General features: G+C 50.6%; 18 protein-coding genes. 14 read left to right on the forward strand and 4 right to left on the reverse strand.

Going from position 1 to position 26,756, the window contains the following annotated elements; all coding sequences use genetic code 11:
- Window positions 1–666: 666 nt before the first annotated feature.
- Both aas and lplT read left to right on the forward strand, forming a co-directional pair.
- Window positions 667–2,826, forward strand: a complete 2,160-nt coding sequence (aas, locus tag OH773_RS03965; protein WP_270143227.1) for a bifunctional acyl-ACP--phospholipid O-acyltransferase/long-chain-fatty-acid--ACP ligase — start codon at window positions 667–669, stop codon at window positions 2,824–2,826.
- Window positions 2,819–4,015, forward strand: coding sequence for a lysophospholipid transporter LplT (lplT, locus tag OH773_RS03970; protein WP_270143229.1), 1,197 nt, complete (start codon window positions 2,819–2,821; stop codon window positions 4,013–4,015). The genes aas and lplT overlap by 8 nt, the downstream gene beginning before the upstream one ends.
- A gap of 448 nt (window positions 4,016–4,463) precedes the next feature.
- Here lplT and OH773_RS03975 read toward each other — a convergent pair whose 3' ends face one another.
- From OH773_RS03975 to mutH, 4 genes are all read right to left on the reverse strand, one after another.
- A complete protein-coding gene (locus tag OH773_RS03975) occupies window positions 4,464–5,504 on the reverse strand; it encodes an NADP(H)-dependent aldo-keto reductase (protein ID WP_270143231.1) in 1,041 nt (346 codons plus the stop codon).
- A 144-nt stretch (window positions 5,505–5,648) separates the two neighbouring features.
- Entirely contained in the window at window positions 5,649–5,867 is a 219-nt protein-coding gene (locus OH773_RS03980) for a YgdI/YgdR family lipoprotein (protein WP_064543789.1), read from the reverse strand.
- Window positions 5,868–5,993: 126 nt separating this feature from the next.
- Complete coding sequence (locus OH773_RS03985) at window positions 5,994–6,707, reverse strand: TerC family protein (protein WP_270143235.1); 714 nt, start codon at window positions 6,705–6,707, stop codon at window positions 5,994–5,996.
- A 75-nt stretch (window positions 6,708–6,782) separates the two neighbouring features.
- A complete protein-coding gene (gene mutH, locus OH773_RS03990; protein ID WP_183270485.1) occupies window positions 6,783–7,469 on the reverse strand; it encodes a DNA mismatch repair endonuclease MutH in 687 nt (228 codons plus the stop codon).
- A 687-nt stretch (window positions 7,470–8,156) separates the two neighbouring features.
- Here mutH and rppH point away from each other — a divergent pair.
- The 12 genes from rppH (at window position 8,157) to recD (ending at window position 26,739) form a co-directional block, all read left to right on the forward strand.
- Window positions 8,157–8,687, forward strand: coding sequence for an RNA pyrophosphohydrolase (rppH, locus tag OH773_RS04000; protein ID WP_034498067.1), 531 nt, complete (start codon window positions 8,157–8,159; stop codon window positions 8,685–8,687).
- 11 nt (window positions 8,688–8,698) lie between these two features.
- On the forward strand, window positions 8,699–10,945 hold the full coding sequence (gene ptsP, locus OH773_RS04005) for a phosphoenolpyruvate--protein phosphotransferase (protein WP_270143241.1): 2,247 nt from the start codon (window positions 8,699–8,701) through the stop codon (window positions 10,943–10,945).
- Between the two features lie 170 nt (window positions 10,946–11,115).
- Window positions 11,116–11,991 carry a prolipoprotein diacylglyceryl transferase gene (lgt, locus tag OH773_RS04010; protein WP_270143243.1) on the forward strand — a complete coding sequence of 292 codons (876 nt, stop codon included), beginning with the start codon at window positions 11,116–11,118 and terminating at the stop codon, window positions 11,989–11,991.
- A gap of 6 nt (window positions 11,992–11,997) precedes the next feature.
- Entirely contained in the window at window positions 11,998–12,792 is a 795-nt protein-coding gene (gene thyA / locus OH773_RS04015; RefSeq protein ID WP_183270481.1) for a thymidylate synthase, read from the forward strand.
- A 184-nt stretch (window positions 12,793–12,976) separates the two neighbouring features.
- The gene (locus OH773_RS04020; RefSeq protein ID WP_270143245.1) at window positions 12,977–13,450 is read left to right on the forward strand and encodes a prepilin peptidase-dependent protein; all 474 of its coding nucleotides are present in this window, start codon (window positions 12,977–12,979) and stop codon (window positions 13,448–13,450) included.
- Entirely contained in the window at window positions 13,441–14,001 is a 561-nt protein-coding gene (locus tag OH773_RS04025) for a prepilin peptidase-dependent protein (RefSeq protein ID WP_270143247.1), read from the forward strand. The genes OH773_RS04020 and OH773_RS04025 overlap by 10 nt, the downstream gene beginning before the upstream one ends.
- Window positions 13,998–14,432 (forward strand): DUF2509 family protein, encoded by a 435-nt coding sequence (locus OH773_RS04030; protein WP_270143249.1) that lies wholly within the window; start codon window positions 13,998–14,000, stop codon window positions 14,430–14,432. Before OH773_RS04025 ends, OH773_RS04030 begins: the two co-directional genes overlap by 4 nt.
- Complete coding sequence (locus tag OH773_RS04035; RefSeq protein ID WP_270143251.1) at window positions 14,414–14,755, forward strand: prepilin-type N-terminal cleavage/methylation domain-containing protein; 342 nt, start codon at window positions 14,414–14,416, stop codon at window positions 14,753–14,755. The genes OH773_RS04030 and OH773_RS04035 overlap by 19 nt, the downstream gene beginning before the upstream one ends.
- A 7-nt stretch (window positions 14,756–14,762) precedes the next feature.
- Window positions 14,763–18,137 (forward strand): exodeoxyribonuclease V subunit gamma, encoded by a 3,375-nt coding sequence (gene recC / locus OH773_RS04040; protein ID WP_270143254.1) that lies wholly within the window; start codon window positions 14,763–14,765, stop codon window positions 18,135–18,137.
- A gap of 211 nt (window positions 18,138–18,348) precedes the next feature.
- The gene (ptrA, locus tag OH773_RS04045) at window positions 18,349–21,234 is read left to right on the forward strand and encodes a pitrilysin (RefSeq protein WP_270143256.1); all 2,886 of its coding nucleotides are present in this window, start codon (window positions 18,349–18,351) and stop codon (window positions 21,232–21,234) included.
- A gap of 112 nt (window positions 21,235–21,346) precedes the next feature.
- The gene (gene recB, locus OH773_RS04050) at window positions 21,347–24,907 is read left to right on the forward strand and encodes an exodeoxyribonuclease V subunit beta (RefSeq protein WP_270143258.1); all 3,561 of its coding nucleotides are present in this window, start codon (window positions 21,347–21,349) and stop codon (window positions 24,905–24,907) included.
- The gene (recD, locus tag OH773_RS04055) at window positions 24,904–26,739 is read left to right on the forward strand and encodes an exodeoxyribonuclease V subunit alpha (RefSeq protein ID WP_270143260.1); all 1,836 of its coding nucleotides are present in this window, start codon (window positions 24,904–24,906) and stop codon (window positions 26,737–26,739) included. The genes recB and recD overlap by 4 nt, the downstream gene beginning before the upstream one ends.
- Window positions 26,740–26,756: the final 17 nt, after the last annotated feature.

Below are 26,756 nucleotides of genomic sequence, written 5' to 3' on the forward strand. Positions count from 1 at the left end.
TTTACACAATTTTAAGTGTTACGGAAAAGGCGCGCTACTTCAAGGGCGCAACTGTAGTTCACATCGCAAACCAAGGCAAAATGCAGCCATTTTTAGTGTAATCGTTACACTTTTGTAGCCTTGAAATTCAAGCGCAGCGGCATTAAAAGGCATGTTCTGGATTTTTAATGATTTCAGGCCAAATCTTTGCTTACAGTTTGCATCGCGCTGTTGCTATTTCGAAATGGCGAAAACTCACAAGCCACTGCTACATTTGAAGTCCCAGAGGTATTGATAGGTGATGTCAGCATCTAATGCTGATCACATGAATTACACCAACCTGCGCGGATGCGCAGGTTTTTTTTGCCCAAAATTCACCAGCCTGTAACAGGAAAAGATGTTTTAAACACCTGGTTGCACTTTCCGCTAATTCCCTTGCTTTTTCTCACTGGTGAGCCTGCTAAGAGTGCGCCACAATTCAAATCCCAGAGGTATTGATTGGTGAGAATTCTCGGTACGTTGTTAAGTACAATTCTTTTGCACCAACCTGCGCAGATGCGCAGGTTTTTTTTGCCTTTTTTTCAGACCTTACATTCACACACACTATCGCTCCTTTAATGTTACTCATGTAATCTGCAGGCATTACACTTAACTGTCTGCGGCTTATTCACGACAAAGGGAGTTGCTATGCTATTTGGTTTTTTCCGGACGCTATTTCGTATTTTGTTCAGAGTACGACTTTATGGCGATCAAAACGTTCTTTCCCAATCGCGCACTCTGATCGTCCCCAATCACGTATCCTTCATTGACGGAATTTTATTAGCGCTATTTTTACCGGGCCGCCCGGTGTTTGCCGTCTATTCTTCCATTAGCCAGCAGTGGTATATGCGCAGGCTTAAATCGCTGATTGATTTTGTGCCGCTGGACCCCACCAAACCGATGTCGATTAAGCATCTGGTGCGTCTGGTTGAGCAGGGCCGTCCGGTGGTTATTTTCCCGGAAGGACGTATCTCGGTGACCGGTTCTTTGATGAAAATCTATGAAGGGGCCGGGTTTGTCGCTGCTAAATCGAATGCGACGGTTATTCCGATTCGTATTGATGGTGCTGAACTGACGTTCTTTAGCCGCCTGAAAGGGTTAGTCAAACGCCGCTTATTTCCACGCATCAGCCTGCATATTCTGCCACCGACTTCGCTTCCGATGCCGGATGCGCCACGTGCGCGTGAACGCCGCAAAATGGCCGGAGAAATGCTGCATCAAATAATGATGGAAGCGCGTATGGCTGTGCGCCCAAGAGAGACGTTATACGAAGCGTTACTCGCCGCGCAATATCGTTATGGTGAGCGCAAAAACTGCATCGAAGACATTAATTTCAAACCCGACACCTACCGCAGTTTGCTGACCAAAACGCTGTTTGTCGGGCGTATTTTGAATAAATACACCGCTCCTGGTGAAACGATTGGCCTGATGTTGCCGAATGCGGCAATCAGCGCGGCGGTGATTTTTGGTGCTTCTTCGCGCGGACGCATTCCGGCGATGATGAACTACACCTCGGGTGTAAAAGGACTGACCAGCGCGATTACGGCCGCGCAACTCAAAACCATTTTCACCTCCCGCCAGTTTCTCGACAAAGGCAAGTTATGGCATTTGCCAGAGCAACTTTCACAGGTACGTTGGGTGTTTCTGGAAGATTTAAAAGCCGATGTGACGCTCGCCGATAAAATTTGGATTTTCAGTCACTTATTTATGCCGCGCCTGGCACAGGTTAAACAGCAACCCGAAGATGCGGCGATGGTGTTATTTACATCCGGCTCGGAAGGAAATCCCAAAGGTGTGGTGCACAGCCACAAAAGCTTACTGGCGAACGTTGAGCAAATTCGTACTATCGCGGATTTTACCGCCAACGACCGCTTTATGTCGGCGCTGCCGCTGTTCCACTCGTTTGGTCTGACAGTCGGCTTATTTACCCCGCTACTCACGGGGGCAGAAGTATTCCTCTATCCAAGCCCGCTGCATTACCGCATTGTGCCGGAATTGGTTTATGACCGTAATTGCACGGTGCTGTTTGGCACTTCGACCTTCCTTGGCAACTATGCACGTTTCGCCAATCCATATGACTTCTACCGTCTGCGTTACGTGGTTGCGGGAGCAGAAAAGCTTCAGGAAAGCACTAAGCAGCTTTGGCAGGATAAATTTGGCCTGCGTATTCTGGAAGGTTATGGCGTGACGGAATGCGCGCCAGTCGTTTCAATTAATGTCCCTATGGCGGCAAAAGTAGGCACTGTGGGGCGTATTTTGCCCGCGATGGATGCGCGTCTAATGGCGGTACCCGGTATTGAAAACGGTGGGCGGTTGCAACTGAAAGGGCCGAACATCATGAAAGGCTATCTGCGAGTCGAAAACCCAGGCGTGCTGGAAGCGCCGAGTGCTGAAAATGCGCAGGGCGAAGTGGAAGCGGGTTGGTATGACACCGGTGATATCGTCAGTTTCGATGAGCACGGTTTTTGTGTGATTCAGGGGCGCGCTAAACGCTTCGCCAAAATTGCGGGTGAAATGGTTTCGCTGGAAATGGTCGAGCAACTGGCGCTGGGTGTTTCACCAGAGAAAATGCATGCAACCGTTATCAAAACGGATGCGGCGAAAGGTGAAGCATTGGTGATGTACACCACGGATAACGAACTCAATCGAGAAAAACTGCTGCAATATGCTCGCGCCCATGGTGTGCCTGAGTTGGTTGTCCCACGAGATATCCGCTTCCTGAAACAGTTACCTGTGTTGGGCAGTGGTAAACCTGATTTTGTCAGCCTGAAAGCACTGGTAGACCAACTGGAGACAAAGCATGCGTGATAGCGCCGTGAACGATACCTCCATTTGGTCCAGGGGCATGATGGCCGTCACCTGTGCGCAATTTTTATCGGCGTTTGGTGATAACGCATTACTGTTTGCCACCCTGGCGGTATTGAAGCAGCAGTTCTATCCCGACTGGAGTCAGCCCGTTTTGCAGATGGTGTTTGTCGGCGCTTACATTTTATTTGCTCCCTTTGTCGGTCAGGTGGCTGATAGCTTTGCCAAAGGACGAGTGATGATGTTTGCCAACAGTCTTAAGCTAATCGGCGCGGCGGTCATCTGTTTTGGGCTCAATCCCTTTATCGGTTACACGCTGGTGGGGATAGGTGCTGCGACGTATTCACCGGCTAAATACGGAATTCTTGGTGAGTTAACGACCGGCGACCGTCTGGTGAAGGCAAATGGCCTGATGGAATCATCTACCATTGCTGCCATTCTGCTGGGTTCTATGGCGGGTGGCGTGCTGGCTGATTGGCATATCGTTGCGGCACTTGGCGTCTGTGTGCTGGTGTATGCCGGGGCGGTCGTGGCGAATATTTTTATTCCGAAACTTGCGCCAGCCCGTCCTGGGCAGTCCTGGCGCTTTACCCCGATGACCCGCAGTTTCTTCAACGCTTGCCGTACACTTTGGTTAAACGGCGAAACGCGCTTCTCGCTAGTCGGCACCAGTTTGTTCTGGGGCGCGGGCGTGACGTTGCGTTTCTTACTGGTTTTATGGGTGCCGGTGGCGCTGGGAATCACCGATAACGCAACGCCAACGTATCTGAATGCCATGGTTGCAGTGGGCATCGTGGTTGGCGCGGGGGCTGCGGCAAAACTGGTGACACTTAAAACGGTGGCACGATGCATGCCAGCGGGGATTTTGATCGGCGTTGGCGTTTTGTTCTTTGCCATGCAAAACGCGTTGCTGCCGTCTTACATGCTGCTCGTGCTGATTGGTGTTTTGGGCGGGTTCTTCGTTGTTCCGCTTAACGCACTTCTTCAGGAGAGAGGCAAACATTCGGTTGGCGCGGGGAATGCCATTGCGGTGCAGAATCTCGGTGAAAATACCGCGATGTTGCTGATGTTGGGGCTTTACTCGCTGGCGGTAAAAACCGGTGCGCCGATTGTCGGTATTGGCATTGGCTTCGGGGCGGTGTTTGCGCTGGCTATCGGTGGGTTGTGGGTTTGGCAGATTCGTCAGAAATAGGGTGTTTCCTCCTCCGCTCAGAGAGTCTGTAAGGGAGACCTGTAAGTTTCGCTGTTTTCCGTTCACCCGTGCGGTTGATTATCCCTGTAACCGTTGCTAACGGTGAACGTGCCAGGAGGGTTACGCCACCCTCCTGGCGACCTCGGCGCCCGGTTTTAAATTGCCGCTGCGCGGTAAACCCCAGCTTATCCCCAACGTTCAGGGTCGTTCGCGATTCGCTCCCGGCGATCGCTCACTGGCGTGGTTCCAGACCACGCCACCCTGACTTATGGGGAACACTGGGGCAATTTATACCGGGAACAAGGTCAAAACCGCTTCGGCTTTTGACCTTAGGTTTTGACGTTGACGTTCACCGGTTCGGTGGCTGCATATAACGAGAGACTTGGGGTGAACGGAACCTTTCCGATACAGGCAAAGTATCACGTCCACCAGGAGAGCGAATCCCACATTACGGTGCTGGATAGGTATAAATACGATTCACGGCTTCCAGCTCTTCAAGCACATCTTCACTCAAATCTAAATGCAGGCTCTCAAGGTTGGTTTTCAGTTGCTCAAGCGTGGTTGCACCTAATAGCGTGCTGGCGACAAACGGTTGGCGACGGACAAAAGCCAGTGCCATTTGCGCCGGGTCGAGATTGTGTCGCTTCGCAACATCGACATAAGCGGCAACCGCTAGCTGCGTTTGCTCACCGCTGTAACGGGTGAAACGGCTGAACAGGGTATTGCGCGCACCAGCAGGTTTTGCACCGTTGAGGTATTTGCCGGTCAGAGTACCAAACCCCAGGCAAGAATAGGCCAACAACTCCACGCCTTCACGCTGAGTAATTTCTGCCAGACCCACTTCAAAGCTACGGTTTACCAGACTGTACGGGTTCTGGATGGTGACGATACGCGGTAAATCATGCTTCTCTGCCAATTGCAGATAACGCATCACACCCCACGGAGTCTCGTTGGAAACACCGATGTAACGAATTTTCCCGGCGCGCTGAAACTCAGTGAGTGCTTCAAGTGTTTCAAGCAGCGTGACCGGCACGGCATTATCAGTCCACGTATAACCCAGTTTGCCAAAACAGTTAGTGGCGCGTTGCGGCCAGTGAACTTGATAGAGATCGATATAGTCGGTTTGCAGACGCTTCAAACTGGCATCCAGAGCATCACGAATATTTCTACGATCCAGTATCTGATTCGGTCGAATGCCTGCGTCGTTATTGCGGCTTGGGCCGCTGACCTTGGTGGCAATAATCAGTTTCTCGCGATTAGCGCGCTGTTTTAGCCAGTTGCCGACATAGGTTTCGGTGAGTCCTTGTGTCTCCGGGCGTGGCGGGACCGGGTACATTTCAGCGACATCAATGAGGTTAACTCCCTGATGGACTGCGTAATCCAGCTGTTCATGCGCGTCGGCTTCGCTATTTTGCTCACCAAACGTCATGGTTCCCAGCCCTAGCGTACTTATTTCAAGAGAGCTGTGGGGGATACGGTGATAGTGCATAGCCGCTTTCCTTATTATTCAGTCTGACGGTCAGGCATGCGCCCAACAAAAAATGGACTATAAACATGGCAGAGGGGAGGCAAAAGCGGAAGAGGGGAAGTGAAGAAAAGTGTTACAGGCCAGCCAGGTGCTGACCTTTATATTTTAGCGTTCAATGATTTGTGAAACATCGTCGCGATTGATCTGCATCTCGTTGCCTTGCTGATCACGGTAGCTGACTAAGCCAGTGTCGTCATCGACTTTGGGTTTACCGTCAGTCAGGATCATACGACCATCTTTGGTTGCCATCACGTAATCGCTACTACAACCAGAAACCGCAAATGCCAGACCGACAGCGGAAATAAGAACAGCCCATTTTTTCATCGTTATTCGCCTCGAGTGGTATGGAGTGACATATACAGTCTAGTAATAACTAGATTTGATGATGATGATAAGCAGCAAATTCTTAAAAGAAACAGAGGGGAAGCGTGAATGCTTCCCCTGCGTGGGTTACAGCGGGTTCTTTTTGTTACGGATAAGGTTCAGTGTTTCTACGGCGATTGAGAAGAACATCGCAAAGTAGATGTAACCTTTCGGCACGTGAATATCGAAGCCTTCAAGAATCAAGGTAAAGCCGACCAGTAACAGGAATGACAACGCCAACATTTTCACCGACGGGTGACGCTCCACAAAATCACCAATCGATTTTGCCGCGAACATCATCACCAACACGGCAATAACCACGGCTGCCATCATGATGAAAAGATGGTCGGACAGGCCGACGGCGGTAATGACTGAATCGAGGCTGAAAATAATATCCAGTAGCATGATTTGCACGATCGCGCCAAAGAAAGAGTGAACGTTGGTTTTTATGCTCTCTTCTTCCCCTTCAATGGATTCGTGGATCTCTTTGCTGGCCTTCCAGATTAAGAACAGGCCACCCAATGACAAAATAAGGTCTCGCGCAGAGAAATCATGGCCCATGATGCTAAACAGTGGATGAACCAAATGTGTCATCCAGGCGATAGACGCCAACAACGCCAGACGCATAATCATCGCGGCACCCAGACCCAAACGGCGCGCTTTGGCCTGTTGAGCTTTTGGCAGTTTCGCCACGACTAACGAGAGAAAAATGATATTGTCGATACCCAGAACGATTTCCAGAATCGTCAGAGTGCCCAGCGCCATCCACGCATTAGGATCGGTAATCCATGCAAACAACATTAAAAAATCCTGCCTGAAATTAATAAAACGCCAATTATAAACGCCAGCACTGATCCGGGTGCAAGTTAAATGAATCTACAACGAGAAATGATTAGCCAGCAGAGCGGCCGTAAAATTCTTTTTCAGATAGAAACCGCGTGGCAACGTCAGAATGGGAGCGCCATCGGCACCAATCGCATCGGTTAACGCTTTGCTGTTGGCGGCTTTTGGACGCAACTGCAACACTTCCCCATGACGAGCAGTGATACGTTCGACCTGCCCAAGCACAATTAAATCCATCAATTCTTCCCAGTCCAAACGCAACTGCCGTTCTTCTTCTGCGGAAGGTGCCCACAATAATGGCGAGCCAATATGCCTTTCAGCCAACGGAATTTGCCGCTCTCCTTCAACAGGGATCCACAGCACGCGTTTTAACTTGTGGCGCACATGGCTGGTTTCCCAAACCACACCTGTATTGCCAGTGAGCGGGGCGACACAAACAAAGGTGGTTTCCAGTGGACGTCCCATTCGATCAACCGGGATTGTTTTTAACTCGATGCCAAGCGCTGCGAAATCTTGCTCGGGTTTGCTTCCGGCACTGGCTCCTAACCACAATTCGAGTAAAACACCGATCCAACCTTTGTCGCGTTTAAGATCTTTGGGGATGGGTAAACTGGCAAGCGCCGCCAATTCGCCCAGCGTGTAGCCTGCCAGTTTCTGGGCTTGAGCCAGTAAAATCTGTTCATTTTCTGGAGGGGTAAGTAAAGGACGAAGTGCTTCCATTGTGCCTGACTGCTAAGTGGTTAAAAAATGAACGTGGTTTACCCACAACATGGAAATAGTTTAGCGTGTCGGGGATAAGAATGGCAATGCACTGATTTTGAATCATTTTTATCGCTAAAAATTATCAATTTTGAATTGTACAAAAACCTTTTCCCATTCTGGTCACTGGCAATGAACAGGATCTTACACCGGGTTATCCACAGAAAAATGGGATAACTGGTAAAAAAGCTCACTACTGGTTCGATTTACAGCCTTGACGAGGGGGTAAAACCCATTTTTTCACCAGTTTGTGACTAACTTGTTGGCACAATCTGTGGATAAAAACGTCATTGGTCGATCTTTCATCAGTGAAAGATCCTGGTATGTGATGATCATCACACTACTGAGCTGTGAACTAATTTTTAACTCACTATTACTTTGAAAGTATTGTGTATTTTTTTTATGAGCCGCGAGCCGATTTTGAAGTTATCCTAAGTTGTCCCGAGAGTATTAGGTAGTTCTTCACAGTTATATCCACAGAAAAAGTGAATAAACTCACCGCTCCAAACGGACTAATGTTTATAACTCGGTCATATTTTGTGAGTTATTCAATTGTTATTCCTTTCTGGCAACCGTTACACAGTGGTTTACCGTCTAGCGCTTGTATGAAACAATCGCCCTAATCTAAGTTTGTTTTGAGGTAGTCCGGTGATCGATGATGATGGCTACCGCCCGAATGTTGGTATCGTAATCTGTAATCGGCAGGGTCAAGTGATGTGGGCCAGGCGTTTTGGTCAACATTCCTGGCAGTTTCCGCAAGGTGGCATCAATCCTGGCGAATCCCCGGAACAGGCAATGTACCGGGAGCTTTTCGAGGAAGTGGGTTTACAGCGAAAAGATGTCCGAATACTCGCCTCGACCCGAAACTGGTTACGTTACAAGTTACCTAAACGTTTGGTGCGTTGGGACACAAAGCCGGTTTGTATCGGCCAGAAACAAAAATGGTTTCTCTTGCAGTTGATCAGTAGCGATAACGATATCAATATGCAAACCAGCAGTACCCCAGAGTTTGATGGCTGGCGCTGGGTTAGCTATTGGTATCCGGTTCGTCAGGTTGTCTCCTTTAAACGCGATGTCTATCGTCGGGTGATGAAAGAGTTTGCAAGCGTCGTAATGCCGCTGCAGGAAGTTACGCCACCACGTAATAACGCGCCTGCCTGGCGTCGTAAAAGAGGTTAAGTCACGCAAAAATGCTCACCCGTTTGCGAGAAATAGTCGAGAAGGTTGCCAGTGCTCCGCGCCTCAATGAGGCGCTGGATATTTTGGTTACAGATATCTGCCTTGCGATGGACACCGAGGTATGCTCGGTTTATCTCGCAGATCATGACCGGCGTTGCTTTTACCTGATGGCGACACGCGGCCTTAAAAAGCCGCGTGGTCGCACAATTACACTCGCATTTGATGAAGGCATTGTCGGGCTGGTCGGTCGTCTTGCAGAACCGATAAACCTTGCTGATGCGCAAAAACATCCCAGCTTTAAATATGTCCCCGCAGTAAAAGAAGAACGTTTTCGAGCCTTCCTTGGCGTACCCATCATCCAGCGACGTCAATTGCTGGGGGTGCTGGTGGTACAACAGCGCGAGCACCGTCAATATGATGAAAGCGAGGAGTCCTTCCTCGTTACGCTCGCCACACAAATGGCCGCTATCCTCTCTCAATCACAGTTAGCCGCCTTATTTGGCCAATATCGCCAGACGCGTATCCGGGCATTGCCTGCATCGCCAGGCGTTGCGATTGCTGAAGGCTGGATGGACTCAACGCTCCCGTTAATGGAGCAAGTGTCTGAAGCGTCGACACTGGATACCACGCTTGAGCGTGAGCGTCTAACCGCAGCACTTGAAGAAGCGTCTAACGAATTTCGACGTTACAGCAAACGTTTTGCGGCGGGGGCCCAGAAAGAAACTGCGGCTATCTTTGACCTCTATTCGCACCTGTTAACTGATGCCCGACTTCGTCGAGAATTATTCGAAGAAGTCGATAAAGGCTCGGTTGCAGAATGGGCGGTTAAAAAAGTTATCGAAAAGTTTGCGGAGCAATTCGCAAGTCTGACTGACGGCTACTTAAAAGAACGCGCAGGCGATCTTCGTACCTTGGGTCAACGCCTGTTATTCCATCTCGATGACACCATCCAGAGCCCAAACACCTGGCCTGAACGCTTTGTGTTGGTGGCTGATGAGTTATCCGCAACGACGCTTGCTGAGCTACCGCAAAACCGCCTGGTTGGTGTCGTTGTGCGTGATGGTGCGGCGAACTCGCACGCGGCGATCATGGTGCGTGCGTTGGGCATCCCAACCGTTATGGGGGCGGATATCCAGCCTTCGGTGCTGCATCGCCGCACTTTAGTTGTGGATGGTTATCGCGGTGAGTTGCTGGTTGACCCTGAAACGGTGCTGTTGCAGGAATATCAGCGACTCATTACCGAAGAGAACGAACTTAGCCGATTGGTTGAGGACGACGTTGATAGCCCTGCTGCGCTAAAAAGCGGTGAGCGTGTGCAGGTGATGCTGAATGCGGGTCTGAGCCCGGAGCATGAACAATTGCTTGGCAGCCGCATTGATGGCATTGGTTTGTATCGCACCGAAATCCCATTCATGCTGCAAAGTGGTTTCCCGTCGGAAGAAGAGCAGGTCGCCCAGTACCAGGGCATGTTGCAGATGTTTAACGATAAGCCCGTTACACTGCGAACACTGGATGTGGGCGCGGATAAACAACTGCCCTATATGCCAATCAGCGAAGAAAACCCATGCCTGGGTTGGCGCGGGATCCGTATCACGCTTGACCAACCTGAGATTTTCCTTGTTCAGGTGCGCGCCATGCTGCGTGCCAATGCTGCCACTGGCAACCTGAGCATTCTGCTGCCGATGATAACCAGCATCGACGAGATTGACGAAGCTCGTAGACTGATAGACCGCGCCGGGCGCGAAGTAGAAGAAGTGCTCGGCTACGAGTTACCCAAACTACGTATTGGCATCATGGTTGAAGTCCCGTCGATGGTGTTCATGCTTGGGCATCTTGCCAGCCGTGTTGATTTCATCTCTGTTGGCACTAATGACCTGACGCAGTACTTACTGGCTGTTGATCGTAACAACACTCGCGTGGCGAGCCTTTATGACAGCTTGCACCCGGCGATGCTGAGTGCGTTAAATCATATTGCGAAGGAAGCTGAACGTAACGGTATCGATCTATGTCTTTGCGGTGAAATGGCTGGCGATCCAATGTGCGTTGCACTGCTGGTTGGTATGGGCTATCGCCATTTGTCGATGAACGGCCGTTCAGTGGCGCGAGTAAAATATTTACTGCGTCACATTAGCCTGGAAGAAGTGCAATCACTGGCGCAGCGCAGCCTTGAGGCTCAGCTTGCGACAGAAGTACGTCATCAAGTTGCATCCTTCATGGAACGACGTGGCATGGGTGGTTTGATTCGCGGCGGGCGCTAGGGCGCTCGTTGTTTCCACTCCGTGCCCGGCATTACAGAACTTTTCAACTTCGCATCTAACCCTGGAACCCTTTGTGCTATGATCCGCTCCTTTCGGAGCGCGTCTGCACAGATGCGTATTTGCAACCCATCGCCGACTTTCGGTGGGGTAACAACGGCTTGTGGTGACAGATGAATAGTGGCTATCTGCATTTCCCTGAATTTGACCCGGTGATTTTTTCCATCGGGCCGGTCTCTTTGCACTGGTACGGAGTGATGTACCTGGTCGGCTTCGTGTTTGCCATGTGGCTTGCGGGCCGTCGTGCTAATAAACCAGGCAGCGGTTGGACGAAAGACGAAGTCGAAAACCTGCTGTACGCAGGCTTCCTCGGGGTGTTCCTTGGCGGGCGTTTGGGTTATGTATTCTTCTACAATCTGCCTTCTTTCCTGGCCGATCCACTGTACCTGTTTAAAGTCTGGGATGGCGGGATGTCCTTCCATGGCGGGTTGGTCGGCGTTATCTGCGTGATGATCTGGTTCGCACGTCGAACTCGTCGCTCCTTCTTCCAGGTATCGGATTTCATTGCGCCACTGATTCCATTTGGCTTGGGTGCCGGTCGTCTTGGTAATTTTATCAACGGCGAGTTGTGGGGGCGCGTTGATCCTGGCTTCCATTGGGCAATGCTGTTCCCTGGTTCGCGCAGCGAAGATATCGGCCTGTTGGCGACGCACCCTGAATGGCAGTCGTTGTTTAACACCTACGGTGTTCTGCCGCGCCATCCTTCTCAGCTTTACGAAATGGTTCTGGAAGGCATCGTCCTGTTCATTATCCTGAATCTCTATATTCGTAAGCCACGTCCGATGGGGGCTGTTTCCGGCCTGTTCCTGATTGGCTACGGTGCTTTCCGTATCATTGTTGAATTCTTCCGCCAGCCAGATGCTCAGTTTACCGGTGAGTGGGTACAGTACATCAGCATGGGACAAATCCTCTCGATTCCGATGATTGTGGCCGGTGTGATTATGATGGTTTGGGCGTATCGTCGTCGTCCGCAGCAACAGCTTTCGTGAGGAAACATGCAACAATATCTTGATTTGATGAAACATGTGCTGGAAAACGGCACACCAAAAGATGACCGTACGGGTACGGGTACGCTGTCGATTTTCGGTCATCAAATGCGCTTTAATTTGCAAGATGGTTTCCCTCTGGTTACCACTAAACGCTGCCATTTACGCTCCATCATTCATGAACTGCTGTGGTTCCTGAAAGGGGATACCAACGTCGCCTATCTGCATGAAAACAACGTCTCAATTTGGGACGAATGGGCAGATGAAAATGGCGATCTTGGTCCCGTTTATGGCAAACAGTGGCGCTCCTGGGCGACCCCTGATGGCCGCTATATTGACCAGTTAACCACTGTGATTAACCAGTTAAAAAACGACCCAGATTCTCGCCGCATCATTGTTTCGGCGTGGAATGTGGGTGAGCTGGATAAAATGGCGTTGGCTCCATGCCATGCGTTTTTCCAGTTCTACGTGGCTGACGGCAAGCTTTCTTGCCAGCTTTACCAGCGTTCATGCGACATCTTCCTTGGCCTGCCATTTAATATCGCCAGCTACGCATTGCTGGTACATATGATGGCGCAGCAATGCGATTTGGAAGTGGGTGATTTTGTCTGGACAGGTGGCGATACCCATTTGTACAGCAACCACCTTGAGCAAACGCGTTTGCAGTTAACGCGTGAACCCCGTGCTCTGCCAAAACTGGTCATCAAGCGTAAACCTGAGTCCCTGTTTGACTATCGTTTCGACGATTTCGAAATTGAAGGCTACGATCCTCATCCTGCGATCAAAGCCCCTGTCGCTATCTAACGGGTGACAGCCTGCCATAACCGGTGCCACTTGTGCGCCGGTTTTTTTTGCCCCAATTATGGTATTGCGAGCCTCCTTCCAGCACTTCTGAAACGTACAGCAACAGCAAAACTTTCCTTCGAGACATCCTCAGAATCCAATCATCTTCAGTAGCGAAGAATTGAGTGGCTGGCACACTGCTGCCATGAAAACAAAACAGCATGGCTTTAGCCTGATAGAAATGATGGTGGTGATGGTTATTGTCGGAATGCTTAGCACAGGCGGGGTGTACGGCTGGCAACAATGGCAGCAACAGCAGCGAATGTGGATAACCACCCAGCAAATTCGTCATTTGCTCGAACAACTGCGCAGCGATGCCAATTGGCATAATCGCGACCATTTGCTGACGGTGAATCGCCAGGGGGAGAGCTGGTGTCTATCCAGCAAGCTAATTGAAACAACCCAATGTTTATCTGACGGGCGCTGGAGGTTGATTAAACCTTTTACAGATGTCGATATTCTCGAGATAACGGCGGGTGTTGGATTTTATGGCCTGAGAAATACCGCCTGGCCCGGTCACATCACGTTGCAAAGCGCGGCAGGCAAATGGCGAGTGGTGCTCTCGGCCCAGGGGCGCATTCGAGTTTGTGAGGTTGTCGGGAGTAACAAATGCAGCTAAACCAGCAGGGGTTTACTTTACTTGAAACGCTCATCGCGATGGCATTAAGTAGCATTGTCCTGCTAGGTGCTGGCCGATTATTTCCGGTACTTCAACGCGCTGTATTGCAGCAGTACCAGAAAGAAACCGTGCAAGAGTCGCTATGGCAATTAGCATTTAGCTTGGGAAAGCAGCTGCAGCGGGCAGGCTATTGCCACGGAAACTGCTCAGGGCAGGGGCTGGTATTGAGCAAAGGGGGGCAATGTGTGTTGTCGCAATGGGATAGCAATAGCAACGGACGCTGGGAACCCGGTAGTCACGTGGAAGCAGAGCAGACTGGCTTTCGACTGAACGGTACTGATCTGGAAACGCTACGTGGGGCGACCCATTGTGAAGGCGGCGGTTGGGACAAGTTATCCGATCCTGCGACGCTGGCCATTCAGCGATTCACCGTCACCCGTTTGGCTCGTCGCGCCATGTCACCCTTGCTAATTATCGAGCTGGCAGGCGTCTCGAAAAGCGGTCAATACCCAGTGTCACTGCGCCACATTGTCGTGGGATATAACCTGTGAGCAGACAATTAGAGCGGGGGAATATCACCCTGAGTTTTGTACTGCTGCTATTTGCTCTCGGGATATTAATGCTCGGTGGATTGCAGCAGCAGTTAAGTCATCAACGGTTTCAGGTCGCCAGTGAAATCGATTTCCTTAAACAATATGCCGGTGCTCTTTCAGCTCAGGCTTGGGGACGACAGTTATCGTGGCAATCTCAGCAATCCTGGCAGTGCCAGCAGCACACCGGAAAAGGCTGGAGAAGCTGTGTGCGAGTTATCGACAAAAATGAAGCTGTTATGGCGGCATTCGGTATGGTATCAGGACGAAAATTGCCGCTGATTCTTTGGGAATGGGGAACATTGGTTAACGCGCAATGGTCATCAACACCCCATGGCTGGCTGGATTTCTGCCCTTTTGCTGAGGTGGCACGATGCCAATTCCCCCAATAAAATCATTGCAGCGTGGTTTTAGCCTGATTGAAGTACTTTTCGCCATGGCCTTGTTTTCTATAGTGATGTTGGCTTTACTTGGCTATCACCGGGTTTTACAGCAGGGTTTTCAATCTCAGTGGCAGTTTCGGCAACTTTGGCGGCTGGCGCTGGAAATGAGTGAGCCCGAATCCCCCTTACCGACAGATGAATGGAAAGTCAGTCGGCTGCAGACATCGTCGGCTGGATGTGTCAGCATCGATGTTACGATTAAGAGTCCGGCAGGGCGAACTGGGCAACTGTCACGGTTACATTGCCAGCAGAAAGAAACAAGTCAGGAGTAGCGATTCTATGTTGCGTGTTTACCATTCCAACCAGCTGGATGTGCTGGAAGCAATTATGGAATTTATTGTAGAACAGCAACCATTGCCGGACCCTTTCGAGCCCGAAGTGATATTGGTACAAAGTACCGGCATGGCGCAATGGCTACAAATGACGCTGGCGCAAAAATTCGGTATCGCGGCCAACATCAGCTTCCCCCTTCCGGCGAGCTTTATATGGGATATGTTTGTCCGCGTGTTGCCGAATATCCCAGAGCAAAGTGCGTTCAATAAACAAAGCATGAGCTGGAAGTTAATGACGCTCATCCCGACAATGTTTGAACAGCCTGAGTTTGCACTGCTCAGGCAATATCTTGAAGACGATGAAAATGGACGAAAACTTTCCCAACTAGCCTCAAGAATTGCTGACCTTTATGACCAATATTTAGTCTATCGTCCAGACTGGCTAAGTCAGTGGGAAAAGGGTGAACTTGTCGACAATGTGGGTGAAGCTCAATTGTGGCAGGCTCCGCTATGGGCGGCACTGGTTCGCCATACGCAAGAACTTGGTCAGCCAGAATGGCACCGTGCAAATCTCTATCAGCGTTTTATCAAAGCCCTTGAATCCAGCTCCGAATGCCCGCCTGGTTTACCGCCCCGCGTCTTTATATGTGGGATTTCCGCGTTACCACCGGTTTACCTTCAGGCGTTGCAAGCTCTGGGTAAACACATTGATGTGCATTTACTGTTTACGAACCCTTGCCGTTACTACTGGGGCGATATTAAAGATCCGTCTTATCTTGCTCGGTTAATCAGTCGCCGCCGGCGCAAACACACTCAGGAAGACATTACGCTTCCGTTATTTAAAGACAGCAATACCGCTTCTTCACTATTCAACGACGACGGTGAGCAAGATATTGGCAACCCATTACTGGCTTCATGGGGGAAATTAGGGCGTGACTACACGTTCTTGTTGGCCGAACTGCAACAATTCGAAGAAATTGACGTTTTCGTAGATATTGAACCCAATAATTTACTGCGAAATTTGCAGTACGATTTGCTTGAATTACAAAACAATGCGGTCACGGGGCTTACCCTGGAAGAGTTTGAGCACAGCCATAACAAACGCGTCCTTTCACCGGAAGATTATTCGGTCACCTTCCATGAGTGTCATAGCCCGCAACGTGAAGTAGAAGTACTGCATGACCAACTGTTAGCGATGTTGGATGCTGACCCAACGCTTACGCCGCGCGACATCATCGTGATGGTGGCCGATATCGACAGTTACAGCCCGTTTATTCAGGCTGTGTTTGGCAACGCTGTAGGTGAACGGCGGTTGCCGTTTGCGATTTCCGATCGTAGAGCAAGGCAAGCTCACCCCGCGTTACAGGCATTTATCTCCTTACTGTCACTACCCGACAGCCGTTTTGCCGCGCAGGATGTCCTTGCTTTGCTTGAAGTTCCCGCATTGGCAGCTCGCTTCTCAATTAATGAAGAAGGGCTGCGCTACCTACGCCTGTGGGTGAATGAATCAGGGATCCGGTGGGGGATTGATGACGACAACGTGCGTGAATGGGATCTTCCGGCTACCGGGCAGCACACCTGGCGCTTTGGTTTAACTCGCATGTTATTGGGCTATGCAATGGATAGCCAGGTAGGAGAGTGGCAGTCGATCCTTCCATATGATGAATCGAGCGGTTTAATTGCTGAACTCGTGGGGCAACTTGCCGAGCTGTTAATGCAGTTGAACAAATGGCGCCGCGAGCTCTCGGTTGCGCGTCCTTTGGCGGAATGGACGATGGTTTGCCGCGACATGTTAGCGAGTTTCTTCCTTCCCGATACAGAAACGGAAGGGGCGTTGGCGCTGATTGAACAACAGTGGCAGGACATCATCAAATATGGCCTTGAGTCGCGTTATCAGGAGAACATCTCCTTAATTTTATTGCGTGAGGAGCTGGCACAGCGGTTAGATCAAGAGCGCATTAGCCAGCGTTTCCTGGCAGGGCCGATCAACTTCTGTACCCTGATGCCGATGCGTTCAATTCCGTTCAAAGTGGTCTGTTTGCTTGGCATGAATGATGGCGTTTATCCACGTGCATTGGCACCGCTTGGGTTTGATCTAATGAGCCAGAAACCTCAGCGAGGTGATCGTAGCCGTCGCGATGACGATCGATACTTGTTCCTTGAAGCGCTTAACTCAGCGCAAATGCGCTTCTATATCAGTTATATCGGGCGTTCTATTCAGGACAACAGCCAGCGCTATCCTTCTGTATTGGTTGACGAACTCCTGGACTACATCGCACAAAGCCATTGCTTGCCACAGGACTCAGAACAAACCTGTGATGTTAGTAGCGAGCGTGTGAAAAAATATTTGGTTCAACAGCATTACCGTACCCCATTTGAGTCGGGGAATTTTATTCCCGGCGTAACGGCACAAAGCTATGCCAGGGAGTGGCTGCCCGCCGCAAGTGAGCAAGGCAATCCGCAGGTTCCGTTTATTCAACCCTTGCAGGAAGCTGCTTATGACGTCATCACGTTGGATCAATTGCAACGTTTCTGGCGGCATCCTGTTCGCGCCTTTTTCCAGATGCGTTTGGGCATCAATTTCCGACTTGAAGAAACCGATCTCCCGGATGCGGAACCTTTTACTTTAGATAGCCTTGAACGTTTCCAGATGAATCAGGAATTACTGAATACTCTGGTTCAGGAAGGTGACACGCAGCAGCTATTCCGCCGTTATCGGGCGGCGGGGATCTTGCCGTACGGTGCTTTTGGGGAAATTTTATGGGAAAGCCAGCTAACAGAAATGGAAGAGCTGGCGAAAAAAGTGAGAGCCGAGCGACAAAATGGCAGTAGCCTAGAAGTGTCGTTGCAAATCGACGGAACAAGTCTGGAAGGATGGCTGTCGGATGTACAGGAAGATGGCCTGCTGCGCTGGCGGCCTTCCATTCTCAATCCTGCACATGGACTGCAATTGTGGATTGAACATGTGGTTTGGTGTGCGATGGGGGGAAGAGGTGAAAGCCGCCTGTACGGGCGGGATTCGACCGAGTGGAAATTCCCTTCGCTGGATATCGAGCAGGCAAAAAACTATCTCCAGCAACTTATTGATGGTTATCGCAAAGGATTAGTTCAACCCCTTCTCCTCCTCCCAATAAGTGGTGGGGCGTGGATAAAAGCCTGTTACGAACCGGCGAATGATGCCATTTTATGGGATGAGCAAACGCAGCAGAAAGCCAAAAGCAAGTTATTGGCGGCCTGGGAAGGGAATCAGAGAGTAGAAGGTGAAGGGGCTGATATGTGGCTACAACGCCTGTATCGAACGCTGGATCCGGATTACTACGATGCCATCATCACCGAGGCTGAGCGTTACTTGCTGCCTTTGTTTCGTTTCAACAAAGCTTAAATGATCGTATAAAAATTGCACAATCCGGCGGGTTCATCTATGATGCGCAACTTGCTCAGGATTGGCGAAAAAAGCATCAACTAAAAATAACATGTTTGTTTGAAAGTTGTTAATGATGAGTGAGTTATACCCTTAGTACTTCAAATTACAGCGACTCCTGCAACTTGAAGTCCTAAGGGTATAGGAAGTTTCGTGATTATGAGGTTCGTTAATGCCTAAATGTAGCACCTGGTTAAAACCGCTTTTCTTGTTAGTCGCTCTTTGGGCACCATTAAGTCAGGCAGACACGGGTTGGCAACCTATCCAGGAAACTATCCGTAAAAGTGAGAAAGACAATCGTCAATATCAGGCCGTACGTCTTGATAATGGTATGACAGTCCTGCTGGTCTCTGATCCGCAAGCCGTTAAGTCATTGTCTGCATTAGTGGTCCCGGTTGGATCCTTAGAAGATCCCGACGACCATCTTGGCCTGGCTCACTACCTTGAACATATGACGCTGATGGGTTCTAAAAAATATCCTGAACCGGATAGCCTGTCGGAGTTTCTCAAAAAGCATGGTGGCAGCCATAACGCCAGCACCGCAACTTACCGTACCGCGTTCTACCTTGAGGTGGAAAACGATGCACTGGAAGGAGCGGTCGACCGTTTGTCTGATGCTATCGCTGAGCCAAATCTTGCTCCTGAATATGCCGAACGTGAACGCAATGCGGTGAATGCGGAACTGACCTTAGCCCGTGCCCGTGACGGTATGCGTATGGCGCAAGTCAGTGCAGAAACGATCAACCCAGCTCACCCTGGCTCACGTTTTTCGGGCGGTAATCTGGAAACATTGCGCGATAAACCGGGCAGCAAGTTGCTGGATGCGCTGGTGGCTTTCCGCGATAAATATTATTCCGCGAACCTGATGAAAGCGGTTATTTACAGCAATAAGCCATTGCCTGAATTGGCAAAGATTGCGGTGGATACCTATGGGCGGGTGCCGAATAAAAATATCGAAAGGCCGACCATTGACGTGCCCGTTGTGACTGACGCGCAAAAAGGCATAGTGATTCACTACGTGCCAGCATTGCCGCGCAAAGTGGTGCGAGTGGAATTCCGAATCGATAATAATAGCGATAAATTCCGCAGCAAAACGGATGAATTGATTGGCTATTTGATTGGCAACCGTAGCAACGATACCCTTTCTGACTGGTTACAAAAGCAAGGCCTCGCAGACAGCATTCGTGCTGATTCCGATCCCATTGTTAATGGTAATAGCGGCGTGTTTGCCATTTCAGTTTCATTAACTGATAAAGGCCTTGCCCAGCGAGATGAAGTCGTGGCGGCTATTTTCAGCTATTTGAATAAATTACGTGAAAATGGTGTCGACAAAAGTTACTTCGATGAGCTCGCCCATGTGCTGGATCTCGACTTCCGTTACCCGTCAATTAACCGCAATATGGATTACGTTGAATGGTTGGCCGACACCATGCTGCGTGTGCCGGTTGAACACACCCTGGATTTTGTAAATATTGCCGATCAATATGACCCGGCAGCTATTAAAGCGCGGTTGGATATGATGACGCCGCAAAATGCCCGCGTCTGGTATATCAGCCCGAAAGAGCCTCATAACAAAACGGCTTATTTTGTAGAAGCGCCATATCAGGTCGATAAAATTACGCTGCAAGTGTTCAACGACTGGCAGCAAAAAGCAGCGGCTATTAAGCTGGAATTGCCCCAGTTGAACCCTTACATCCCAGATGACTTTACGTTGGTCAAACCTGAAAAAACCTACGCTCATCCTGAGTTATTGGTAAAAGAGCCTGGTTTGCGCGTGCTGTATATGCCAAGCCGCTATTTTGCCAGCGAACCTAAGGCAGATGTGACGATGGTGCTGCGCAATCCGCAGGCGATGGACAGCGCGAAAAACCAGGTATTATTTGCTCTGAATGACTATCTGGCAGGTATTGCGCTGGATCAGTTAAGCAACCAGGCATCTGTCGGGGGGATTGGTTTCTCAACCAATGCTAACAGCGGTTTGATGGTGAATGCCAATGGTTACACCCAACGTTTGCCGCAATTATTTGAAGCGCTGTTGAAGGGCTATTTCTCCTATACCCCGACCCAGGAACAACTGGATCAGGCGAAGTCATGGTATGCCCAAATGATGGATTCGGCAGACAAAGGCAAAGCTTACGATCAGGCGATTATGCCAGTGCAAATGGTGTCACAGGTGCCTTATTTCCAAAGAGAAGTGCGCCGTTCACTGTTGCCAGAACTGACATTAAAAGATGTGCTTGATTACCGTGATGCGTTAAAAACCCACGCTAAACCTGAGTTTTTGGTGCTGGGTAACATGTCTCCTCAGCAGGCAAAGGATCTGGCGCATAACGTACAAAGCCAACTTGCCACCGAAGGAAACGAATGGTGCCGTAATAAGGATGTGCTGGTAGATAAACAACATTTAGCCATGTTCGAAAAAGCGGGTAGCAGTACGGATTCCGCTCTGGCAGCGGTTTACGTGCCGAAAGGTTTTGATGAAACCGTGAGTACCGCTTACAGCTCAATGTTAGGGCAAATTATTCAGCCGTGGTTCTACAACCAGTTACGTACACAAGAGCAACTGGGTTATGCGGTATTTGCCTTCCCTATGTCGGTTGGACGTCAGTGGGGGATTGGTTTCTTGCTGCAAAGCAACGACAAACAACCGGCCTATTTGTACCAACGCTTTAAAGCGTTTTACCCAACCGCTGAGCAAAAGCTTCGTAGCATGAGTGCAGAGGATTTTGCACAAATGCAGCAAGGGATCATCAGTGAAATTATGCAGGCGCCGCAAACCTTGTCGCAGGAAGCTTCTCAACTGAGCAAAGATTTCGATCGCGGAAACCTGGACTTTGATTCGCGTGATAAAGTTGTCGCTGAAATTAAAAAGCTGACGCCACAAAAACTGGCTGATTTCTTCCATCAGGCTGTGATTGAACCGCAAGGAATGGCTGTTCTTTCGCAAATTTCTGGCAACAACAATGGCAAGGCGGAATACGCTGCGCCAGATGGGTGGAAAACCTGGAAGGGAGTCAGCGGCTTGCAACAATCATTGCCGCTCGTCGATCCTAAATAGTCTGAGATACTGCCGGGCCGCAAAGGAATTAACCCATTGGCTGATTTGATTCAGTCAATGGGTGATAATGTGCAGCTAATACACCCGCAACTTGAAAGATGAAGGGTAAATAATGACCGGAACCACGCAACCTCTTGATCCCCTAAGTTTACCTTTGACAGGGGAGAGGTTGATTGAAGCCTCTGCCGGTACCGGAAAGACATTCACCATCGCAGCACTTTATTTACGCTTGCTGCTTGGCCTGGGTGGTGAAAATGCCCATCCCCGCCCACTCTCCGTTGAAGAATTACTGGTCGTAACCTTTACTCAGGCGGCGACCGAAGAACTTCGTGGTCGTATTCGTGCCAACATTCATGAATTGCGCATCGCCTGCGTTCGCAACCGAACTGATAACCCCCTGTTCCAAAATCTGTTGGCGGAGATCCCTGACCTTCACCAGGCGGCCCGAATTTTGCGTCTTGCTGAACAGCAAATGGATGATGCGGCCATTTTTACCATCCATGGCTTTTGCCAAAGGATGCTCAGCCTTAACGCGTTTGAATCGGGCATGTTGTTCGAGCAACAGCTAATAGAAGATGAATCGCTGTTACGTCGCCATGCTTGTGCTGACTTCTGGCGCCGCCATTGCTACCCACTGCCGAAGCCGATAGCGCAAGTAATGGCCGAGGAATGGGCAGGGCCTGAGGAATTGCTCAGGGATATAAATAGCTGGCTTCAGGGTGAGCAGCCGGTCCTGAAGCAGCCGCCTGCCGATGATGAAACCCTGCTCGCTCGACATCAAAAGATCATTGCCGCGATTGAGGATGTGAAAACTCAGTGGCGTAACTGTGCGGACGACATTGCTCAAATTCTCAGTGAAGCAAAAATTGATCGCCGCAGTTACAGCAGCAAAAATTTGCCTAACTGGCTGAATATTGTCGGAACCTGGGCGCAAACAGAAACCACAACCTACAAATTGCCTGAGCAGCTGGAACGCTTTTCTCAATCGATGCTGGATGAGAAAACCAAAGAAGGCCAGCCACCGCAGCATCCTGTTTTCAGGGCAATTAATTCGCTGCTGGGTGAGCCGCTGACGCTGCGTGATTTGGTCATCGCCCGCGCAATGTCTGAAATCCGCTACACCGTGCAGCAGGAAAAACGTCGTCGTGGCGAGTTAGGATTTGACGACATGCTGACTCGCCTGGATGAAGCACTGTACAAACCAGGTGGCGACGCGCTGGCTGCTGCTATCAGGGCTCGTTTCCCGGCAGCAATGATTGATGAATTCCAGGATACCGACCCGCAGCAATATCGTATTTTCAGACGCTTATATATCAATCAGTCTGATACGGCATTGTTGCTTATCGGTGACCCCAAACAGGCGATTTACGCATTCCGTGGCGCGGACATTTTTACCTATATGAAAGCGCGTCATGAGGTAAGTGCCCACTACACGCTGGATACCAACTGGCGCTCATCTCCTGGGATGATTAGCAGCGTCAATACCTTGTTCCAGCAATTGGATAATCCCTTCTTATTCCAGCAAATTCCTTTCTTAGCGGTGAAAGCTGCGGTGAAAAACAGCGGCCTGCGTTTTACGTTTAAAGGAAAAAATCAGGCGGCGATGACATTCTGGGCCCAATCGGGTGATGGCTGCGGAGTGAGTGATTACCAACAAACTATGGCCATGCAGTGCGCGCAGCAAATTCGGGATTGGTTGAGTGCCGGACAGCGCGGCGAAGCTTTGTTGTGGAAAGGCGAAGAATCGCGCCCAGTACAGTCGTCTGACATCACCATTCTGGTACGCAGCCGTGGCGAGGCGTCCATTGTGCGTGAAGCACTATCGAGCTTGAATATTCCGTCCGTGTATCTTTCAAACCGCGACTCGGTGTTCGCAACGCCGGAAGCGCGAGAAATATTGTGGATTTTGCAGGCTGTTTTGGCACCGGAAATAGAAACCGCGCTGCGCAGTGCCGTGGCGACCAGCATGTTGGGTCTTGATGCCCGCATGATTGAAGCACTTAACGAAGATGAAAATGCCTGGGATCAACTGGTCGAGGAGTTTTCAGAGTATCGCCACATTTGGCTGCGTCGGGGCGTGATGCCGATGTTGCGCGCGCTAATTGCTCGTCGCCAGATAGCCGAAAACTTGTTGGCAACGACAGGTGGTGAGCGTCGTCTGACCGATATTTTGCACATCAGCGAATTGCTCCAGGAAGAAGCCTCACAGACTGACAGTGAGCATGCTCTGGTTCGTTGGTTGGCGCAGCAGGTTGCCGAACCTGACAGCAATTCATTCAGCCAACAATTGCGTCTCGAAAGTGACAGGCATCTGGTGCAGGTTGTCACTATTCACAAATCAAAAGGGCTGGAATATCCGCTGGTTTGGCTACCGTTCATCGCTAACTATCGTGCGCAAAACAGTGGCTTATATCACGACCGCTCGACATTCTCGCCGTTGCTGGATTTGAGCGACGATGCAGAGAGCCTGAGTCTCGCTGAAGAAGAGCGTTTGGCGGAGGATTTGCGTCTGTTGTATGTCGCGCTGACACGTTCCATTTGGCATTGCAGTATTGGTGTGGCGCCGTTGTTTAAAGGCAACCGTGCCAAAAAAGGGGCCAGCGATCTGCATCTCGGGGCATTGGGTTATCTTGTGCAAAAGGGCGAAGCGAAAGATGCGGCGGGATTACAGTCTTGCTTAACGCAACTGGCGAGTGAGTCGATGAGTATCGAAGAAGCTCATTCTGATGATTACACGCCCTGGCAGCCGGTGAGTGCCGAACTCCCGCAACTGAGTGCCCGCACGATGGAACGGCAGGTTACTGATAACTGGCGTGTTACCAGTTATTCAGGTTTGCAACAGCATGGCAGCAGTCTTGCACAGGATTTATTGCCGCGGCTGGATGTGGATGCCGCAGGAGTGGCACCGGTACAAAGTGAGCCATTACTCACTCCGCACACCTTCCCACGCGGGGCTGGGCCGGGTACTTTCCTCCATAGCTTATTCGAAGGTATTGATTTTACGCAGCCGCTTGACGATGCGTGGATTGCGAAGCAACTCACGGAACAGGGGTTTAGCGAGGAGTGGCAGCCGATATTAAAGGAATGGTTGCATACCATTTTACTGGCACCGTTAAATGAAACGGGCGTCTCCCTCAGCCAGTTAACGCCTCAGGACAAACAGGTCGAGCTGGAGTTTTATCTGCCGATTGCGAGTGATTTACACGCTGCGCAGTTGGACAAGCTGGTCAGGGAATATGATCCGTTATCAGCAGGTTGCCCACCGTTAAACTTCAGACAAGTGCGCGGTATGCTGAAAGGCTTTATCGATCTGGTGTTCCGCTGGCAAGGGCGGTATTACCTGCTGGATTACAAATCAAACTGGTTAGGTGAAGACAGCAGCGCCTACACTCAGGAAGCCATGGCCCAGGCGATGCAGTCTCATCGTTATGATCTGCAATATCAGCTGTATACGTTGGCGCTGCACCGTTATTTGCGCCACCGCATTGCTGATTATGACTACCAAACTCATTTCGGGGGCGCCATCTACCTCTTCTTGCGCGGCGTTGAAAGTAACGGTTCGTCACAAGGAATATTTACCACCCGTCCTGACGAACAATTAATAGCGAAAATGGACACACTCTTTGCATTGAAAACGGATGTTGCGGAACAAACGGACGAGGTTGCGCCATGAAAATGTCTGAGTTGCTACAGCAAGCGGTTGAGCAGAAATCGCTGCGTGCTCTGGATGCCCAGTTTGCCATGATGATTGCCGGTGATGAACAACCTGCCGTTATGCTGGCGGCCGCGTTAGTCAGCCATGATGCCGGTGAAGGCCATGTGTGCCTTCCTCTTTCACGTTTAACGCCCGAATTCTGTTTTACCGGGCGGCAACCTGACCTGGCCGAACAACTGTTTGCCGGAGCCGCCGTCAAGTCCGGCTGGCGCGAAGTGTTGCTGGCATCTGATGCGGTGAGTGAGCATGAAGGTGCCACGCCATTAAAGCTGATTGGCGAACGGTTGTACCTCAACCGGATGTGGCAAAACGAACAGTTAGTTGCGCGGTTTTTTGGAGAGGAGAACCGCGCGATCTCTCTAGATGAAGAGCAGGTCATTCGCGTTCTGAGCCAGCTTTTTGAACCTATGGCAGATATCGACTGGCAAAAAGTGGCAGCAGCGGTAGCGCTGACGCGACGTATTTCGGTGATTTCTGGTGGGCCGGGAACGGGGAAAACGACCACCGTGGCGAAGTTACTCGCCGCACTGGTTCAGCTCAACACTACAGCGCCCTTGCGCATCCAACTGGCGGCACCGACTGGTAAAGCTGCCGCGCGATTAACGGAATCGCTGGGTTCAGCGTTACGTCGTTTACCGCTGGATGACACGCAGAAAGCCGCATTACCGAACGATGCTTGTACGCTGCATCGTTTATTGGGCGCACAACCCAACAGCCAACGCCTGCGTTATCACGCCGGTAATCCGTTGCATCTTGATGTGCTGGTGGTAGATGAAGCCTCGATGGTCGATTTGCCGATGATGGCGAAGTTAATTAACGCTTTGCCGCCGCACGCGCGGGTTATTTTCCTCGGCGATCGCGATCAACTTGCCTCTGTGGAAGCTGGAGCGGTGCTTGGGGATATCTGCCATTACGTTACGCATGGGTATCCACGTGAAAGAGCGGCGGAGTTAAGTCGACTGACGGGCTATTCACTGCCTGCGGGTGAGGGAAGTCAGGCGTGCGTGCTGCGCGATGGGTTATGTTTACTGCAAAAAAGCTACCGTTTTGATAGCAAGTCCGGCATCGGGCAATTGGCGTTTGCGGTCAACGCCAGCGATGTGAAGCAGGCCAGAAGGGTGTTTGCCCAAGGCTTTGGCGATATTTCGAAACAGCCGCTGCGTGAGACTGAAGATTATGCGTTGATGATTGCTGATGCAGTGGAAGGTTATCGGCCATATCTGGAGCTCATTCGCAATCATGCTGAGCCCGCCGCTATTCTTGAGTCCTTCGGTCGTTATCAATTGTTATGCGCGTTGCGCGATGGCCCGTTTGGCGTCAGCGGCCTGAATAACCGCATCGAGCAGGCGCTGGTTCAAAAGCGATGGATTGAGCGGCCAAACCCGACGGTTTCGCGCTGGTATAACGGCAGACCCATTATGATTTCCCGTAACGACAGTTCATTGGGGTTGTTCAACGGGGATATCGGTATTGCGTTGGACAGAGGTGAGGGGTTGCGCGTCTGGTTCCCGATGCCTGATGGCACCATAAAATCGGTGCAACCAAGCCGTTTGCCGGGGCATGACACAGCGTACGCCATGACGGTGCATAAATCACAGGGGTCGGAATTCGAGCACGCCGCCCTGGTTCTGCCAAATCAATACACCGCTGTGGTAACCCGTGAACTGGTCTATACCGCGATCACGCGTGCGCGCAGCAGATTGTCTTTGTATGCCGATGATCGGGTGTTGGAAAAAGCGATTGTGACGAAGACGGAACGACGCAGCGGATTGATGGAAAGTTTTAGCTAGCCCTTAGCAGGGCTAGC

It is taken from the genome of Buttiauxella sp. WJP83, from assembly GCF_027594725.1.
In the GTDB taxonomy this organism is placed as follows: Bacteria; Pseudomonadota; Gammaproteobacteria; order Enterobacterales; family Enterobacteriaceae; genus Buttiauxella; species Buttiauxella selenatireducens.

What these genes read in the sequence shown, in the direction of transcription:
- recB (WP_270143258.1), top strand. Translation starts at nt 21,347, where the DNA reads ATGACCGGAACCACGCAACCTCTTGATCCCCTAAGTTTACCTTTGACA.
- lplT (WP_270143229.1), top strand. Translation starts at nt 2,819, where the DNA reads ATGCGTGATAGCGCCGTGAACGATACCTCCATTTGGTCCAGGGGCATG.
- recD (WP_270143260.1), top strand. Translation starts at nt 24,904, where the DNA reads ATGAAAATGTCTGAGTTGCTACAGCAAGCGGTTGAGCAGAAATCGCTG.
- OH773_RS03980 (WP_064543789.1), bottom strand. Translation starts at nt 5,867, where the DNA reads ATGAAAAAATGGGCTGTTCTTATTTCCGCTGTCGGTCTGGCATTTGCG.
- mutH (WP_183270485.1), bottom strand. Translation starts at nt 7,469, where the DNA reads ATGGAAGCACTTCGTCCTTTACTTACCCCTCCAGAAAATGAACAGATT.
- OH773_RS04025 (WP_270143247.1), top strand. Translation starts at nt 13,441, where the DNA reads ATGCAGCTAAACCAGCAGGGGTTTACTTTACTTGAAACGCTCATCGCG.
- OH773_RS04035 (WP_270143251.1), top strand. Translation starts at nt 14,414, where the DNA reads ATGCCAATTCCCCCAATAAAATCATTGCAGCGTGGTTTTAGCCTGATT.
- ptrA (WP_270143256.1), top strand. Translation starts at nt 18,349, where the DNA reads ATGCCTAAATGTAGCACCTGGTTAAAACCGCTTTTCTTGTTAGTCGCT.
- ptsP (WP_270143241.1), top strand. Translation starts at nt 8,699, where the DNA reads ATGCTCACCCGTTTGCGAGAAATAGTCGAGAAGGTTGCCAGTGCTCCG.
- OH773_RS03975 (WP_270143231.1), bottom strand. Translation starts at nt 5,504, where the DNA reads ATGCACTATCACCGTATCCCCCACAGCTCTCTTGAAATAAGTACGCTA.
- OH773_RS04020 (WP_270143245.1), top strand. Translation starts at nt 12,977, where the DNA reads ATGAAAACAAAACAGCATGGCTTTAGCCTGATAGAAATGATGGTGGTG.
- recC (WP_270143254.1), top strand. Translation starts at nt 14,763, where the DNA reads ATGTTGCGTGTTTACCATTCCAACCAGCTGGATGTGCTGGAAGCAATT.
- OH773_RS03985 (WP_270143235.1), bottom strand. Translation starts at nt 6,707, where the DNA reads ATGTTGTTTGCATGGATTACCGATCCTAATGCGTGGATGGCGCTGGGC.
- lgt (WP_270143243.1), top strand. Translation starts at nt 11,116, where the DNA reads ATGAATAGTGGCTATCTGCATTTCCCTGAATTTGACCCGGTGATTTTT.
- aas (WP_270143227.1), top strand. Translation starts at nt 667, where the DNA reads ATGCTATTTGGTTTTTTCCGGACGCTATTTCGTATTTTGTTCAGAGTA.
- thyA (WP_183270481.1), top strand. Translation starts at nt 11,998, where the DNA reads ATGCAACAATATCTTGATTTGATGAAACATGTGCTGGAAAACGGCACA.